Origin of the sequence: Yersinia fenwicki, assembly GCF_043099325.1 — a bacterium.
Classification (GTDB): Bacteria; Pseudomonadota; Gammaproteobacteria; order Enterobacterales; family Enterobacteriaceae; genus Yersinia.
On record NZ_CP170755.1, the window covers coordinates 239,262 to 254,524 of the forward strand.

The window sequence follows — 15,263 nt, forward strand, 5'->3', positions numbered from 1 at the left end:
TCCAGTATAAAGAGTCGGGTTCATCCGCATAGGTAAAAAGTGGCTTATTAAGTAACCATATTATGGGCCTGACTACCCCGATGCGCGTCCGACCGGCGGCGAGTTTTAATTTGGGGCCATTATGAAACACCTGCAAAAACCTAAAATACATAAAATAGATACGATTGCCCGCTCCCGCTTGTTCACTGTTGAAGCGGTGAGTCTGGAGTTTAGCAATGGTGTGCAACGTGTCTATGAGCGTATGCGCCCATCGAATCGCGAAGCCGTTATGATTGTGCCCATTATTGGCAATGACTTGCTGCTGATCCGCGAATATGCCGTGGGTATCGAAGAGTATGAGTTGGGCTTCCCTAAAGGGCTCATTGATCCCGGAGAGGGCGTATTAGACGCTGCTAATCGTGAATTGATGGAGGAAGTTGGATTTGGCGCTGAGCGTTTTGATTACCTTAGTAAGCTGACGATGGCCCCCTCCTACTTCTCGAGCAAAATGAACATTGTTGTCGCGCAAAACCTTTATTCGCAAAGTCTGGAAGGTGATGAGCCAGAACCGCTGCCACAAGTGCGTTGGCCGATTGCGAATATGATGGCGCTTCTCGACGAACCGGGGTTTTGCGAAGCCCGAAATGTTAGCGCACTATTTTTGGCCCAGGCATTTCTGACTAAAGCGGGTATCGCTTAATATTGAGCTGCTCTCATCAAAAAACCGGGCAATCTTGCGATTACCCGGCTTATTAGCAGTGACTCAATTATCAGAACAGTTCGTGAGTCTGGCCGTTATCCATCAGCGTCGTACCCGCTTCATGTACAGAATATTCGGTGGGTTGTGTCCCCTCGATAAAGTACTCTGAGCGGCTACCTGGCCCACCTGTGGATAGCTTACCTGTTTGCTTATCAATCACTACACTGACGATACCCGGTGGTGGCGCGACTTGTTTTTCCGGCAAACCTTCAAGGGCCACTTTCATAAAGTCATTCCATGCCGGTTGAGCCGTTTTCGCCCCGCCTTCAGCACCTGAAATCTGATCAGAAATTGCGCCAGATGCACTACTACGACCCAAGTCGCGGCGATGATCGTCAAAACCAATCCAGACTGAGGTCACGGTATCCGGGCCATAGCCGGAGAACCAGGCATCTTTCGAGTTATTGGTGGTACCGGTTTTACCGCCGATATCTTTGCGTTTTAAGTCGCGCCCAGCACGCCAGCCTGTCCCCATCCAGCCCGGTTCACCGAAGATGTTGGAGTTCAATGCATCACGAATCAGGAACGCCAGCGGCGTGCTTATGACATGCGGCGCATACTGCTCATCGCTATTGAGCTTAGCTTGCGCTGGGGTGACTTGTTCCAGCTCCGGCATTGGCACATTGCTGGCGTTATTGGTTTGTGAAGTCGCCACGTTTTCGGTGTTATCATCGGACAGCACTACAGAGCGCTGCGTGTCGCCGTAAATGACCGGTAAGTTACACTCTTCACAAACAATCTTCGGCTTCGTTTCAAACAGCACATTGCCGGTATCATCGGTGATTTTGGTGATGAAATACGGATCGACTAAATAGCCGCCGTTTGCCAGCACCGCATAACCTCGGACTAGCTGCAATGGCGTGAATGAAGCGGAACCCAGCGCCAATGATTCTGAATGCACAATGTTTTGTGCCGGGAAACCAAAGCGTTGCAGATATTCAGCCGCATAATCCACACCCATAGCGCGCATGGCTCGAACCATCACCACGTTTTTCGATTGACCCAAGCCCTGACGCAGACGAATCGGGCCGTCATAAGTGGGTGGCGAGTTTTTTGGTCGCCAATCGGTACCTGCACCCGCATCCCAACGCGTAATCGGTAAGTCGTTGAGAATGCTTGCTAAGGTGAGACCTTTGTCCATTGCCGCGGTGTACAGGAAAGGTTTGATATTCGAACCTACCTGACGCAATGCCTGTGTAACACGGTTGAATTTACTTTGGTTAAAGTCAAAACCGCCTACCAGCGCTTTAATTGCACCATTATTGGGGTCAATAGAAACCAAGGCGGAGTTGACGTCTGGCACTTGAGCGAGCCACCAGTTGTCATCCACTTTTCTGACCCAAATTTGCTGACCTGGCTGAACTACATCAGTCACTTTTTTAGGTGTCGGCCCCTGAGCATTATCAGATTTATACGGACGCGCCCAGCGCATACCGGCCATCGGTAATGTCACGCTGCTACCATCAGCCAACATGGCAGTTGCCTGTTCCGCATTTGCCTCAGTGATAACCGCAGGCAACAGTGGACCATAGACTGGCAGTGTTTTCAGTGAATCAATAATTTGCTCACGACTCCATGCGCTTTCGCCTACCTTCCATAACACATTGGATGGGCCACGATAGCCGTGGCGCATGTCATAAGCCAACACATTGGCGCGTAAGGAATCCACCGCCGCGAGCTGAAGCTTTTTGGTGATAGTGGTATAGACCTGATAGCCGTCGGTGTAGGCGTTTTCACCATAGCGCTTAATCATTTCCTGCCGCACCATTTCGGACAGATAAGGTGCTGAGAAAGCAATTTGTGGTGCATGGTAGTTGGCAACCAACTCTTCACTGCGAGCCTGATCGTACTGCGCTTGGGTGATGTACTTTTCATCCAACATGCGCGACAGCACCACATTACGACGCGCAACAGCGCGGTCATGTGAGTAAAGCGGGTTGAACGTTGATGGCGCTTTTGGCAAACCGGCAATCATCGCCATCTGGCTGAGAGTCAACTCGTTAACTTCTTTACCGAAATAAACCTGCGCCGCCGCTCCGACACCATAGGCGCGGTAACCCAGATAGATCTTGTTCAGATATAACTCAAGAATTTCATCTTTGGTCAGTAGCTGTTCAATGCGAATCGCCAGAAAAGCCTCCTTGATTTTACGCATCAAGGTTCGTTCCGGGCTTAAGAAAAAGTTTCGCGCTAACTGCTGGGTGATGGTACTGGCCCCTTGAGAGGCGCGCCCCGACACCATAGCAATAGAAGCCGCACGTAGGATACCCACCGGGTCCACACCGTGATGCTCATAGAATCGGCTATCTTCCGTCGCAATAAACGCATGCACCATTTCTGGTGGAATTTGTTTTAATGTCAACGGGATACGGCGCTTTTCACCGTATTGGGCGATCAATTCGCCTTCGGCGCTATACACCAACATAGGTGTTTGCAGCCGGACATCTTTCAGTGTGGCAACGTCGGGTAGCTGAGGCTCAATATATTTGTACAGGCCAAATATCGAGGCTGCTCCCAGTAAAATGCAACACACCGCAAGGATCAAAAAATACTTTACGAACTTCACCTGAGATTTCCCATTCAATGTCAATTGGGCAGTTTATAAACAACCGCGCCGTAGTATAAAGGCAAGCCCGTTACATGGATACGTTCTTTTATTCTGTCTCGACATGGAGGTCGACAAAGATGTACACACAATATTGGCAGGTTGGGCTAGATATTCAAATGGAGGCGATACGCGCCTTGGCAGTTGTCAGACGGCGCTATGGTTGGCAACTGCGGTTCTGGTGGCATCAAACCTTACCTTATGGGGCTGTGCGGGAGGGTATTTTACAACAGCCAGATGTGGTTAGCGACAAACTCAAATTATTACGCAAACAATTACCGAGACATATTTCATTACGCATTGCATTGCCAGCACAGCGCATATTGCAGCAGACCATTCCCGCACCGGATCGGCGGCTACGAGAACCTGAACGCGAGGGTTTCATTCATGCGTTGGCGAGTAAGCTTTTCCCGGTAAGCAGTCAGGAGTTGGCACTGGATTATCGGGCGATATCTGGCGGTGAATTATTAACCACTGCTGCCCGCCAGTCAGAAGTTCGTCAATGGCAAGAATGTTTACAACAGGCTGATCTGCCATCACACATCATTGATATCACCCCCTGCGCTCTACGTTATATGGCGACGGCAGCCGGTTTGGTAGGGCCTTATTGGTTAGTCCATCGGCTGGCGCATGAGTGGTTATGGGTTTCCTCCAATGACATGCCGTTTATCTTCGGTGTGGTAGCCATTGATACTGACGGTGCACCGGAGAGCGGCTCTAATATGCTCAATTCGTTATCTATTTTATTGACGCAACTTGATAGCCAATATTCTGAATTGAGTGATAAGGCAGTCAACGTGTATTACAGCAGTATCATGGATGAGCCTGCACCGGAAAATACTGCACTCTGGTCACCTTTTGCCGCATTTACTCAGTATCAACCTCCCTTGCCTTCATCACCGGCAGAATTCACCTTAGCCGGAGGGCTGGCATTACGCCCGGTAGATGACTGATGTATCAAGTTAACTTTTCATCATGGCGTGCAGCGCGTCAGTTATCTCGTTACCGATTTTGGCGCAACATAGGCTTGTGTAAAGGGATTTTTTTTGCCATCACCCTGGTGGCTATGCAGATGCAGTCACACTCACGACAAATTAGCCAACAAGGCAGTCTGAAGGCACTTTTGCAACAGCAGACAGTATTGAGCCAGCAGCATCAACAGGTGCAACAACTCATGGCGCAAAAACAGCGTGCAGAGCAACGAGCACAGATGTATCAATCTGCTCATCGCTATTCGGTGTTATTGCAACAGCTATCCCAGCAAATTCCCGATAACTGCTGGTTGATCAGCCTGACACCGCAAAGCGATAAGCTGGTTTTCGAGGCGGTTAGCCAAGATTACGCCGCGATCCATCATTTTTTAGCGCAATTGGGCCGACAGCCTCTATTGGCAAATGTACGCCTGCAGCGGATTTCTCAGCGGGATGATGGGCATTTTCGGTTTATGGCACAGGTAGATTGGCCTCAGGAGGGTATCAGTGATGAATAAACAGTTGCAACGTTGGCTGGATCGGCCTGGTTGGCAGCTCTGCTTATATCAATGGGGGCTACTGGGGCTGATTGGTTTAGGTGCTTATAGCATGCTGCTACGTCCTCAATGGCAACAGCAGCAGTTCAGCACTCAGGAAATTATCCAACACCAGCAACAGGTTGAGCGGCAACAGTCAGAGTTGGCACTGTTGCCATCGCTATTTTCTCTGCAACAGGAACTGACCGCGTTGAGTGTGGCAGAAGCATCGCGACAGCAACCCGCTAGCTCAATAGCACATTTAGTCGGCAAATGGATTGGGCCTTTTGGTGGACAGGTTATAAGTTGGCAGCGGCAATCTGAAGCGCTTGTAGGGGGCGGCGGAGCAGATTTGGTCGAGCAACAGCAATGGGCTGCAACCTTACGGATCAACTTTTATGGATTACTCCATTTACTTCGTCAGTTAGTCTCCACCTCATCATCGGTTCAAATACAACTAACTGATATTACACGTGATAAAAATGCACTGACCGTAAAACTAACACTACAAGAGTATTTTTTTGGAGGTGGAAGTGAGTGATTACCGTAAGAGTGCGTGGGTGATCGGAGGGTTACTTGTCGCAGTATCACAGGTTCCGGCTGTGGGTGCAGAATCCCTATTGGCAGAGCTTGGGCGCAATCCTTTTGAGCGAATATCAACAGCATCTTGTGATGATGAGCGGAAAACGTTTGCCGGATGGCGATTGCAGGGCATTGTACGCGGTGCAGATTATCATATTGGCTGGGTACAACGTTCAGAGGGGCAGTGGCAAAAGGTGGCGATAGAAACACGCTTATTGCCCTATTGGCAGGTAACTCACATCAGTGAGCGACAGGTGAGTCTCCAGCATGTCAACGTAGAACGGCCATGCTCAGGCTCATCGGGTTCTGTGGTGCTTTCAATGCGCTAACCCATTAATAATCAGTATTAAAAGGAATGAATCTGATGAGAGTCTCGCGATTTAAAATCACAAATATATTTAAAATCAAAAACCGGCTTTGGAATGTATGTTGTATGACGCGAGAGCCATTATCTACCTTTCTGTTGTGCGGCGTTTTGCTAATCACTTCTTTTGCCATTGATGCCAAAAGTGGCAAGCCAGTTTCACTGGAGTTTCAAGATGCTCCCGTCTCCGTGGTGTTACAAGCACTGGCGGACTATCAACAATTGAATTTAGTCATTGCATCAGATATTGGCAGGAATCTCAGTCTCCGGCTAGTGGATACTCCTTGGGATCAAGCGCTTGCTATCGTTTTACGGATGAGTCACTTGAAAGTCGAGCGGGAAGGGGCGGTGATGATGGTTTTCACCGAACAGGATAGTGAGGAAAGACGACTGCGGGCGGAACAAAAAAACGCGCCGGAATTACTGAGCAATTTGAGCTTCGCCTTACAATATGCCGATGCCGAAGAAGTTGCAGATAGTTTGAATCTGGCGGAAGGGGAGCTACTGTCCACGTTGGGCAGTGTGGTGGTAGATAAACGTACCAATACATTATTGATTCGCGATACTCCCGCATCATTAGCATTATTAAAAAATTGGCTGGGAGAGATGGATTTGCCTTTACAGCAAGTCCAGTTGGCCGCGCATATCGTGACCATCAGCCGCGAAAACTTGCAAGAACTTGGCGTACGCTGGGGTATGGGGGATACCAAACCCACCTCGTCACTTCGAATGAGTGATTTTAATGTAAATTTGCCTCTACCAAATAGTGCCGTCAGCGCTGGTTTTAATGTTGCCCGCATCGGGGGGCGGCTACTGGAACTGGAGTTGAGCGCACTGGAACAGGAAAATCAGGTCGACATAATTGCCAGCCCTCGGTTAGTGACCTCCCATCAACAAACTGCCAGTATCAAGCAAGGTTCTGATATTCCATATACTGTCTCGCAGGGTAAAAAAGGGGCGACTACGATTGAGTTTAAAGAAGCGGTGCTAGGGATGGAGGTCACACCGAAAATACTGCGGAATGGTAAAATTACTTTAAACTTAAAAATCAGCCAAAATATGCCAGGAATGGCGATGAAACGTGGTGATAGTGAAACTTTATTAATAGATAAGCAGGAAATACAAACCCAAATTACGGTAAATGATGGCGAAACGATTGTGTTAGGCGGGATTTTCCAGCAAAAAAGCAGTCATGGGCTTAATAAAGTCCCTGTATTAGCCGATATTCCTTGGTTGGGTGGGCTGTTTAAACAGGATGCCCGGCAACAAAGTCGTCGGGAGTTAGTTATTTTCATCACGCCAAGGTTAATCAGTGCTTGAGTATTACGAAGTGCTGATTTATGAAAACAGACCAATCTTGGTGACTTTCTGCAACTTTTTGTGTGATTGGAGGCTTCTAAATTTGACGCTGCCTCGGATTTAGCTTACAAGGGTTACCGAATTGAGCTCCGAGGTTTTTAATAACGTTGATACGCCGATAAAAACGTATGGTTTCCCTCCCACGACGTGTACAACGATTTATTCGGTTGCCAAACTACCAGAAGTGCTGAGATAATTTTCCGTCTGATCTCGCACTATCGCTCATGAGGTTTCAGTTTAGGTCCCGTTGCTAATTTGATTGGCGGGGCGGGTTATCATTAACGAATAGTCTTAGTAATACCAAAAACATGGCAGAGAAACGCAATATCTTTCTGGTTGGGCCTATGGGTGCCGGCAAAAGCACTATTGGTCGTCAGTTAGCTCAGCAACTCAATATGGAGTTTTTCGACTCTGATCAAGAAATTGAGCGACGTACCGGAGCTGACGTGGGCTGGGTATTCGACGTGGAAGGCGAAGAAGGTTTCCGCGATCGTGAAGAAAAAGTTATTAATGAACTGACGGAAAAACAAGGCATTGTGCTGGCAACCGGTGGTGGCTCTGTTAAATCCAGAGAAACCCGTAACCGTTTGTCAGCCCGTGGCGTTGTGGTGTACTTGGAAACCACTATCGAAAAGCAGTTGGCTCGTACGCAGCGTGACAAAAAACGTCCGTTGTTGCAGGTTGATTCGCCTCCGCGTGAAGTGTTAGAAGCACTGGCAAAAGAACGTAATCCGTTATACGAAGAAATTGCAGATGTCACCATCCGCACTGACGATCAAAGCGCGAAAGTTGTTGCTAACCAGATTATCAACATGCTGGAAAGTAATTGATTTTAGCATTTTACTAATGCCCACGGGCGTAAGTTAAGAAGGTTACTGGGCGCGACATGGAGAAGATTACTGTCACGTTAGGGGAGCGTAGCTACCCGATTACGATCGCTGCTGGATTATTTAATGATCCAGCCTCTTTTAAGCCGCTGAAAGCGGGTGACCAGGTTATGCTGGTCACCAACCAAACGCTAGCGCCACTCTATCTGGATTCGCTCCGGGCAGTACTGGAACAAGGTGGCATTAAAGTTGATCAGGTAATTTTACCTGATGGCGAGCAGTATAAATCTCTGAGCGTTCTGGAGCAGGTATTTTCTGCCCTTCTGGAAAAACCGCACGGTCGTGATACTACACTTGTCGCCTTGGGGGGCGGTGTAGTAGGCGACCTGACCGGTTTTGCCGCTGCTTGCTATCAGCGCGGTGTTCGCTTTATTCAAGTTCCTACTACTTTACTTTCTCAAGTGGATTCCTCTGTCGGTGGTAAAACCGCAGTGAATCATCCATTGGGTAAGAACATGATTGGTGCTTTCTACCAGCCCGCATCGGTGGTGGTTGACCTTAACTGTCTCAAAACCCTCCCTTCACGTGAGCTTGCTTCCGGGCTGGCTGAAGTTATCAAATACGGCATCATTCTTGACGCAGCTTTCTTTGAGTGGCTGGAAATCAATATCGACTCACTTCTTGCATTGGATATGTCGGCATTAGCCTACTGCATCCGTCGCTGTTGTGAATTGAAAGCCGATGTTGTCGCTGCCGATGAACGGGAAGAGAGCGGGATGCGCGCTTTACTCAATTTGGGCCATACTTATGGTCATGCCATTGAGGCCGAAATGGGTTATGGCGTCTGGCTACACGGGGAAGCTGTTGCTGCCGGTATGATGATGGCCGCTAACACCTCCCGTCGATTGGGCCAGTTCTCAGCTAAAGATGTTGAGCGTATCAAGAAACTCCTTTTACGTGCCGGTCTGCCAGTTAGCGGGCCGCAGGAAATGACGCCAGAATCCTATTTAACCCACATGATGCGAGATAAAAAAGTGCTGGCCGGAGAGCTTCGTCTGGTACTGCCAACTGCGATAGGTCAGTCAGAAATTCGTAGCGGTATCGCTCATGACATGGTGCTGGCATCTATCACTGATTGCCAGTTATAGAAAATGGTATAAGTACGATATTATACGTTTTATCATATTCCTTTGCTGCGGGCGGTTTAGCCTGTTAGCAGTCAGTAAAATCAATCAGCCGGGCTGCAATGATATATGCGGTAGGCTTTTGCCTCTAGTTGGAGGGTTTAGATGGATGATTTAAAGCCGGAAGACGATCTGAAACCAGATAGCAGTGACCGTCGCCCTACACGTGCCCGTAAGTCTTCGACTGGGCCTAAGCTTGCTGTTTCACGCCAACATATGATGATTGGTATCGGCATTTTAGTGCTGTTATTGATTATTATTGCCATCGGTTCAGCCCTGAAAGCACCGACAGAGCATGAAGCATCCCAACAAAATCCAAATGTGGATGCTACGCGAAACATCAATCTGTCTGATTCATCCTCACTGACCAGCGGCAATAATACCCAACCCGGTGTAGCAAATAATACTACCGATGGTCATGATGCCAATGGCGTGAAGAACAGCGCTCAGCCACAAGATATCAATGTTCCGCCGATTTCTCCGACGCCTACCGAGGCCGCGCCGCAGTCTTCTACCAACGCTCCGACTCAACGTGTTGAATTACCGGGTAATATGTCTGACGCACTCTCTCAGACTCAGGGGCAGGTAGATACCTTGTCTCAGAACATGAATGATGGTCAGACATCCACATTGCCAACAGCACCCGCGACGGTTTCGACCTCGAAAGGGGCCAAAGTGCCAGTAGCAAGGGAAACCATTACCCACCCGGCGCAGAAGCAGGCCGCAGCTGCGACTAAACAACCTGCAATTAGCCATAAAAATCCGACTACGGCTGTTGCTCCAGCTGCTTCCGCAGGGGTGAAGTCAGGCTCAGCTGGCAGCAGCAGCGCATTGAAGAATGCTCCTGGCAGTCACTTTACGTTGCAATTGAGCAGTGCATCGCGTTCAGATACCTTGAATGCTTATGCCAAGCAGCAAAAATTATCTGACTATCATGTGTATGAAACTAAACGTGATGGTAAGCCTTGGTACATCCTGGTGAGTGGCAACTACGCCTCTTCTGCTGATGCAAAAAGGGCGATAGCCACCTTACCTGCCGATGTTCAGGCGAAAAAACCGTGGGTTAAACCTGTACAACAAGTACAGCAAGACCTTAGAAAATAAATCATTCTTATTTGTGCGCTGATGTGCTGTCTGAAACAGAGTACAATCTGCGGCTCTGAATTATTAAGTAGCTAACTGACGGCATGAAGAAAAACCGCGCTTTTTTAAAATGGGCTGGTGGGAAATATCCGCTGGTTGATGACATTCGACGCCATCTACCAGCGGGAGACTGCTTGATAGAGCCATTCGTCGGTGCGGGTTCGGTGTTCCTTAACACCGAGTATGAATCTTACATACTGGCCGATATCAACAGTGATCTGATCAACCTCTACAATATCGTGAAGGACCGCACTGATGACTTCGTGCGGGATGCTCGCGTTTTATTCACCGGCGATTTCAATCATTCCGAACAGTTTTATCAACTGCGTCAAGAGTTTAACGCCAGCAGCGATGCCTATCGCCGTGCATTATTGTTTCTCTACTTGAATCGCCACTGTTATAACGGTTTGTGCCGTTATAATTTGAGCGGTGAATTTAATGTACCTTTTGGTCGTTACAAAAGACCTTATTTCCCGGAAAATGAGCTGTATTGGTTTGCTGAAAAATCGCAAAATGCCATTTTTGTTTGTGAGCACTATCAGGAAACTTTGCTAAAAGCTGTGCATGGGGCTGTGGTTTACTGCGATCCTCCGTATGCGCCATTATCAGCGACGGCTAACTTTACGGCATATCACACCAGTAACTTTGGTCTAGTGGATCAACAGAATCTGGCTCGTCTGGCTTACCAACTGTCAGCAGAAAACAAGATCCCGGTTCTGATTTCTAATCACGACACAGAACTGACGCGCGATTGGTATCATCAGGCGTCACTGCATGTGGTAAAAGCGCGCCGTACTATCAGCCGTAATATCCTTGGCCGTAGTAAAGTGAATGAGCTTTTGGCGCTGTATAGCTGAGTGGGGACTACCGCTCAGTAAAGATTCAAACCCCATGGTTTATGAGAGAGAAAGCTTGTCATGCTGACGCCTCATAAAGCAAAGAGACACGTTTGGAGAAGCGGATGAAAAAGTTTTTAATTGCCCCGTCTATTCTGTCAGCAGATTTTGCCCGCTTGGGTGAGGATACCGCCAAGGTGCTCGCCGCTGGTGCTGATGTTGTGCATTTTGATGTGATGGACAATCACTACGTTCCTAATCTGACTATCGGGCCGATGGTGTGCAAGGCTCTGCGTGATTACGGTATTACTGCCCCTATTGATGTCCATCTGATGGTGAAACCGGTCGACCGTATTGTCCCTGATTTTGCTAAAGCAGGTGCCACCTACATCTCATTCCATCCTGAAGCCTCAGAACATGTTGACCGCACCTTGCAGCTCATCAAAGAGAATGGCTGTAAGGCGGGTTTGGTGTTCAACCCTGCCACTCCGCTTAGCTATCTCGACTATGTGATGGATAAGCTGGATGTCATTTTGTTGATGTCGGTGAACCCCGGCTTCGGCGGTCAGTCCTTCATTCCTGAAACGCTGAATAAATTGCGTCAGGTGCGTAAGTTGATTGATGACAGCGGTTATGACATTCGTTTGGAAGTAGATGGTGGTGTTAAAGTGGATAATATCCGCGATATCGCGGCAGCAGGTGCAGATATGTTTGTTGCCGGTTCGGCTATTTTCAATCAGCCAGATTACGCTGCAGTCATTGATGCCATGCGCAGTGAGTTGGCGATGTCTGCCAATGACTAAGTTCGACTCTATTCGCGGTATGGCTTTCGATTTGGATGGCACATTGGTTGATAGCGCTCCGGGGCTTGCCAGCGCGATTGATATGGCGCTGTCACATCAAAACTTGCCGGTTGCTGGTAAGGATTTGGTATCAACCTGGATTGGCAACGGCGCTGATGTGTTAGTCGAGCGTGCATTGCGCTGGGCTGGTTGCGAGCCAGATGCGCAATCTGTGGCGCATACTCGTGAATTGTTTGACCACTATTACGCCCAGACGGTTGAGCAGGGAAGTCAGCTATTCCCGCAAGTGAAAGCGACATTGGATCAACTGGCGGCCAGTGGCCTGCCGATGGGCCTTATTACCAATAAGCCCACGCCATTTGTTGCACCGCTGCTGACGTCGTTGGGTATTGCCGATTATTTCTCCGTCATTATTGGCGGTGATGATGTGGTGGTGAAGAAACCGCATCCAGCTCCATTGTATTTATTGTTGGCCAAACTTGGCTTGCATGCCCATGAGATGCTGTTTGTTGGTGATTCACGTAATGACATTATGGCCGCACAGGCGGCGGGTTGTCCCTGTGTCGGGCTGACCTATGGATATAACTATGGTGAAGCTATTGCCACCAGTCATCCTGACTGTGTGCTGGAGCACTTTGCCTGTCTGTTGCCCGCCATCGGGCTATCATCTTTAAAAGATCAGGAAGTATAAAATGAGTAAACCCACTGAAATACCTGCTGTATCCGATAAACAAAAGCCTATCGTATTTAGCGGCGCGCAGCCGTCCGGTGAATTGACTATTGGCAATTACATGGGTGCGCTGCGTCAGTGGGTACAGATGCAGGATGACTATGATTGCATTTATTGCATTGTTGATCTGCATGCAATCACTGCGCGTCAAGACCCAACGTTACTGCGTAAAAGAACGCTTGATACCTTGGCGCTGTATCTAGCTTGCGGTATTGATCCGCAGAAAAGCACCATTTTTGTTCAATCCCATGTGCCAGAGCACTCTCAACTGGGCTGGGCGCTGAACTGCTACACCTACTTCGGCGAACTGAGCCGCATGACCCAGTTCAAAGACAAATCAGCCCGTTATGCTGAAAACATTAACGCCGGTTTATTCGATTATCCGGTATTGATGGCGGCGGATATTTTGCTGTATCAGACTAACCAGGTACCGGTTGGTGAAGACCAGAAACAACACCTGGAATTGAGCCGTGATATCGCTAGCCGATTCAATAATCTCTATGGCGATATTTTCAAAATCCCAGAGCCATTTATTCCAAAAGCCGGTGCGCGGGTGATGTCGTTGCAGGATCCGACCAAAAAAATGTCCAAATCTGATGATAACCGTAATAACGTCATCGAATTGTTGGAAGATCCTAAATCTGTGGTGAAAAAGATTAAACGCGCCATGACCGATTCTGATGAGCCAGCGGTTATCCGTTATGATACCGAGAAGAAAGCCGGTGTTTCTAACCTGCTGGATGTTTTGTCAGGTGTGACAGGCCAGTCTATTCCGGAGCTGGAAGCCCAGTTTGAAGGCCAAATGTATGGTCATTTGAAAGGTGCGGTTGCCGATGCAGTTTCTGGCATGCTGAGCGAGCTTCAGGCGCGTTATCATCAATATCGCGAAGACGAGGCTTTCTTGCAGGAAGTGATGCGTGAAGGCGCGGCTAAGGCGCGTGCTCGCGCACAAGATACACTGGCGAAAGTGTATGAAGCTATTGGTTTTGTTGCACATCCATAAGTGAATCAATAAGTCATTCGAAGGGGGAGCCTTCCCCCTTCTGACTCAAATTTAGCTCAACCCACTCTTTCAACTTGTTCCTTCATCTCTGCTTTGTCATGTTGCGCACTGGAAAACCAATTCAGTTTTTCACGTAAGCTGACAACACTGCCGACGATAATCAGGCTCGGGCTGCTGACCTGCTGAGAAAGCAGTGCCAGTTGACTCAGTTCGCCGCTTACCACCCGCTGATGTCGCGAAGTGCCATTCTCGACCAGAGCAACAGGGGTTGTCGCTGGCATACCGTGTCGAATCAGTTGCTGCTGAATCTCACCGGCCTGTGATAGTCCCATATAGAACACCAGAGTTTGTTTTTCTGCCGCCAGATTGGCCCAATCCAACTGACTGTCTTTCTTGGCGTGGCCGGTAATCAGCCGCACACTTTGGGCGTGATCACGATGGGTCAGTGGAATGCCGCTGTAGGCTGAGCAGCCAGATGCTGCGGTAATTCCCGGTACCACAGAAAACGGAATATTGTAGTCTGCTAGTGTTTCTAGCTCTTCGCCGCCACGGCCAAAAATAAACGGGTCGCCGCCTTTCAAACGCACCACACGTTTCCCTTGTTGTGCTTGTTGCAGCAAAATCTGATTGATTTGATCCTGCGGCACGGTGTGGCGGCCAGACTCTTTACCAACAAAAATTCGCTCGGCGTCGCGTCGCACTAAATTCATCACTTCATCGGATACCAGCCGGTCATACACCACCACGTCAGCTTGCTGAATCTGCTGTAAACCTTTCAATGTCAGCAAACCAGCATCCCCCGGCCCGGCTCCGACTAATACCACTTCGCCGCGATCAGACAGTGGTGCATTGAACAATTGTTCGACGTGTTGCTCGGCTTGTACCTGATCCTCATTAGCCAGTGATTGCGCCAGACGGTCGTGGGTGAGCAGTTTTTCCCAGAAACGGCGACGGTCAGTCATCGCGGTAAAATGCTGTTTAACCCGCTGACGTAAGTGACCTGCCAACTGTGCCAATTGGCCCAAATGCTGTGGCAGCATAGCTTCCAGTTTTTCTCGCAGCAATCGCGCTAATACCGGTGCTTTTCCGCCAGAAGAGATAGCTATCATGATAGGAGAGCGGTCAATGATTGATGGCATAATAAAACTGGTGCGTTTTGGGTCATCAACCACATTGCAGAATACCCGCTGTTGGTTGGCACTTTGATAGACCAACGCATTGACGGCCACTTGGTCAGTTGCGGCAATTACCAACCATTTTTCTGCCAGCAGTTCCGGTGCGAATTCCCCGCTGACTAATGAAAGCAGCCCCTGTTCCGCCCAATCGCGAAACTGCTCGGTAAATTCACAGGCATTCACGGTGACGGCGGCACCCGCATCAAGCAATAAGCGGGCTTTACGTTCGGCCACTTCACCACCACCGACCAGCAGGCAGGCTTTGTTTTGCAGTTGGCAGAAAATCGGGAAGTAGTCCATGGGCAATCCTTCAGGTTGAGGCCGCTAGGGGGTAAAACCAGCCCCTAAGAGCTGGTGAATTCGGGTATCTGACTGCTGGCTAAGTCAATTGAAGGGGAATCGTGCC

15 protein-coding genes are annotated in these 15,263 nt (G+C 48.9%); 13 read left to right on the forward strand and 2 right to left on the reverse strand.

Translation table 11 applies throughout. From position 1 onward, the window contains the following. Positions 1-121 precede the first annotated feature (121 nt). Positions 122-679: an ADP compounds hydrolase NudE gene (gene nudE, locus ACF3VQ_RS00950; RefSeq protein WP_392433044.1), complete on the forward strand. Its 558-nt coding sequence runs from the start codon at positions 122-124 to the stop codon at positions 677-679. Between the two features lie 70 nt (positions 680-749). On the opposite strand, the gene mrcA is transcribed toward nudE, so the two are convergent. Further along, positions 750-3,305, reverse strand: a complete 2,556-nt coding sequence (mrcA, locus tag ACF3VQ_RS00955; protein WP_392433045.1) for a peptidoglycan glycosyltransferase/peptidoglycan DD-transpeptidase MrcA — start codon at positions 3,303-3,305, stop codon at positions 750-752. Between the two features lie 119 nt (positions 3,306-3,424). Here mrcA and pilM point away from each other — a divergent pair, with 119 nt between their 5' ends. The 12 genes from pilM (at position 3,425) to trpS (ending at position 13,682) form a co-directional block, all read left to right on the forward strand. Next, a complete protein-coding gene (pilM, locus tag ACF3VQ_RS00960; protein WP_392433046.1) occupies positions 3,425-4,297 on the forward strand; it encodes a type IV pilus biogenesis protein PilM in 873 nt (290 codons plus the stop codon). Beyond that, positions 4,297-4,833, forward strand: coding sequence for a PilN domain-containing protein (locus ACF3VQ_RS00965; RefSeq protein ID WP_392433047.1), 537 nt, complete (start codon positions 4,297-4,299; stop codon positions 4,831-4,833). The genes pilM and ACF3VQ_RS00965 overlap by 1 nt, the downstream gene beginning before the upstream one ends. Then, positions 4,826-5,392: a pilus assembly protein PilO gene (locus tag ACF3VQ_RS00970; protein WP_392433048.1), complete on the forward strand. Its 567-nt coding sequence runs from the start codon at positions 4,826-4,828 to the stop codon at positions 5,390-5,392. Before ACF3VQ_RS00965 ends, ACF3VQ_RS00970 begins: the two co-directional genes overlap by 8 nt. A 19-nt stretch (positions 5,393-5,411) precedes the next feature. Beyond that, a complete protein-coding gene (locus tag ACF3VQ_RS00975) occupies positions 5,412-5,762 on the forward strand; it encodes a pilus assembly protein PilP (RefSeq protein ID WP_392435766.1) in 351 nt (116 codons plus the stop codon). A gap of 35 nt (positions 5,763-5,797) precedes the next feature. Next, positions 5,798-7,117 (forward strand): DNA uptake porin HofQ, encoded by a 1,320-nt coding sequence (hofQ, locus tag ACF3VQ_RS00980; protein ID WP_392433049.1) that lies wholly within the window; start codon positions 5,798-5,800, stop codon positions 7,115-7,117. A 347-nt stretch (positions 7,118-7,464) separates the two neighbouring features. Beyond that, positions 7,465-7,986: a shikimate kinase AroK gene (aroK, locus tag ACF3VQ_RS00985; RefSeq protein WP_004391482.1), complete on the forward strand. Its 522-nt coding sequence runs from the start codon at positions 7,465-7,467 to the stop codon at positions 7,984-7,986. 56 nt (positions 7,987-8,042) lie between these two features. Continuing rightward, positions 8,043-9,131 carry a 3-dehydroquinate synthase gene (gene aroB, locus ACF3VQ_RS00990; protein WP_392433050.1) on the forward strand — a complete coding sequence of 363 codons (1,089 nt, stop codon included), beginning with the start codon at positions 8,043-8,045 and terminating at the stop codon, positions 9,129-9,131. A gap of 141 nt (positions 9,132-9,272) precedes the next feature. Continuing rightward, positions 9,273-10,271 carry an SPOR domain-containing protein gene (locus ACF3VQ_RS00995; RefSeq protein ID WP_392433051.1) on the forward strand — a complete coding sequence of 333 codons (999 nt, stop codon included), beginning with the start codon at positions 9,273-9,275 and terminating at the stop codon, positions 10,269-10,271. Positions 10,272-10,354: 83 nt separating this feature from the next. Continuing rightward, complete coding sequence (gene dam, locus ACF3VQ_RS01000; protein WP_392433052.1) at positions 10,355-11,167, forward strand: adenine-specific DNA-methyltransferase; 813 nt, start codon at positions 10,355-10,357, stop codon at positions 11,165-11,167. Positions 11,168-11,271: 104 nt separating this feature from the next. Further along, entirely contained in the window at positions 11,272-11,949 is a 678-nt protein-coding gene (gene rpe, locus ACF3VQ_RS01005; RefSeq protein WP_392433053.1) for a ribulose-phosphate 3-epimerase, read from the forward strand. Next, on the forward strand, positions 11,942-12,640 hold the full coding sequence (locus ACF3VQ_RS01010; protein ID WP_392433054.1) for a phosphoglycolate phosphatase: 699 nt from the start codon (positions 11,942-11,944) through the stop codon (positions 12,638-12,640). The genes rpe and ACF3VQ_RS01010 overlap by 8 nt, the downstream gene beginning before the upstream one ends. A gap of 1 nt (position 12,641) precedes the next feature. Then, entirely contained in the window at positions 12,642-13,682 is a 1,041-nt protein-coding gene (trpS, locus tag ACF3VQ_RS01015) for a tryptophan--tRNA ligase (RefSeq protein WP_392433055.1), read from the forward strand. A gap of 56 nt (positions 13,683-13,738) precedes the next feature. Here the strand turns inward: trpS and cysG are convergent, their stop codons facing one another. Beyond that, on the reverse strand, positions 13,739-15,157 hold the full coding sequence (gene cysG, locus ACF3VQ_RS01020; protein WP_392433056.1) for a siroheme synthase CysG: 1,419 nt from the start codon (positions 15,155-15,157) through the stop codon (positions 13,739-13,741). Positions 15,158-15,263 lie beyond the last annotated feature (106 nt).

What these genes read in the sequence shown, in the direction of transcription:
- ACF3VQ_RS01010 (WP_392433054.1), top strand. Translation starts at nt 11,942, where the DNA reads ATGACTAAGTTCGACTCTATTCGCGGTATGGCTTTCGATTTGGATGGC.
- ACF3VQ_RS00970 (WP_392433048.1), top strand. Translation starts at nt 4,826, where the DNA reads ATGAATAAACAGTTGCAACGTTGGCTGGATCGGCCTGGTTGGCAGCTC.
- cysG (WP_392433056.1), bottom strand. Translation starts at nt 15,157, where the DNA reads ATGGACTACTTCCCGATTTTCTGCCAACTGCAAAACAAAGCCTGCCTG.
- aroB (WP_392433050.1), top strand. Translation starts at nt 8,043, where the DNA reads ATGGAGAAGATTACTGTCACGTTAGGGGAGCGTAGCTACCCGATTACG.
- nudE (WP_392433044.1), top strand. Translation starts at nt 122, where the DNA reads ATGAAACACCTGCAAAAACCTAAAATACATAAAATAGATACGATTGCC.
- pilM (WP_392433046.1), top strand. Translation starts at nt 3,425, where the DNA reads ATGTACACACAATATTGGCAGGTTGGGCTAGATATTCAAATGGAGGCG.
- aroK (WP_004391482.1), top strand. Translation starts at nt 7,465, where the DNA reads ATGGCAGAGAAACGCAATATCTTTCTGGTTGGGCCTATGGGTGCCGGC.
- ACF3VQ_RS00965 (WP_392433047.1), top strand. Translation starts at nt 4,297, where the DNA reads ATGTATCAAGTTAACTTTTCATCATGGCGTGCAGCGCGTCAGTTATCT.
- ACF3VQ_RS00995 (WP_392433051.1), top strand. Translation starts at nt 9,273, where the DNA reads ATGGATGATTTAAAGCCGGAAGACGATCTGAAACCAGATAGCAGTGAC.
- trpS (WP_392433055.1), top strand. Translation starts at nt 12,642, where the DNA reads ATGAGTAAACCCACTGAAATACCTGCTGTATCCGATAAACAAAAGCCT.
- hofQ (WP_392433049.1), top strand. Translation starts at nt 5,798, where the DNA reads ATGAGAGTCTCGCGATTTAAAATCACAAATATATTTAAAATCAAAAAC.
- rpe (WP_392433053.1), top strand. Translation starts at nt 11,272, where the DNA reads ATGAAAAAGTTTTTAATTGCCCCGTCTATTCTGTCAGCAGATTTTGCC.
- dam (WP_392433052.1), top strand. Translation starts at nt 10,355, where the DNA reads ATGAAGAAAAACCGCGCTTTTTTAAAATGGGCTGGTGGGAAATATCCG.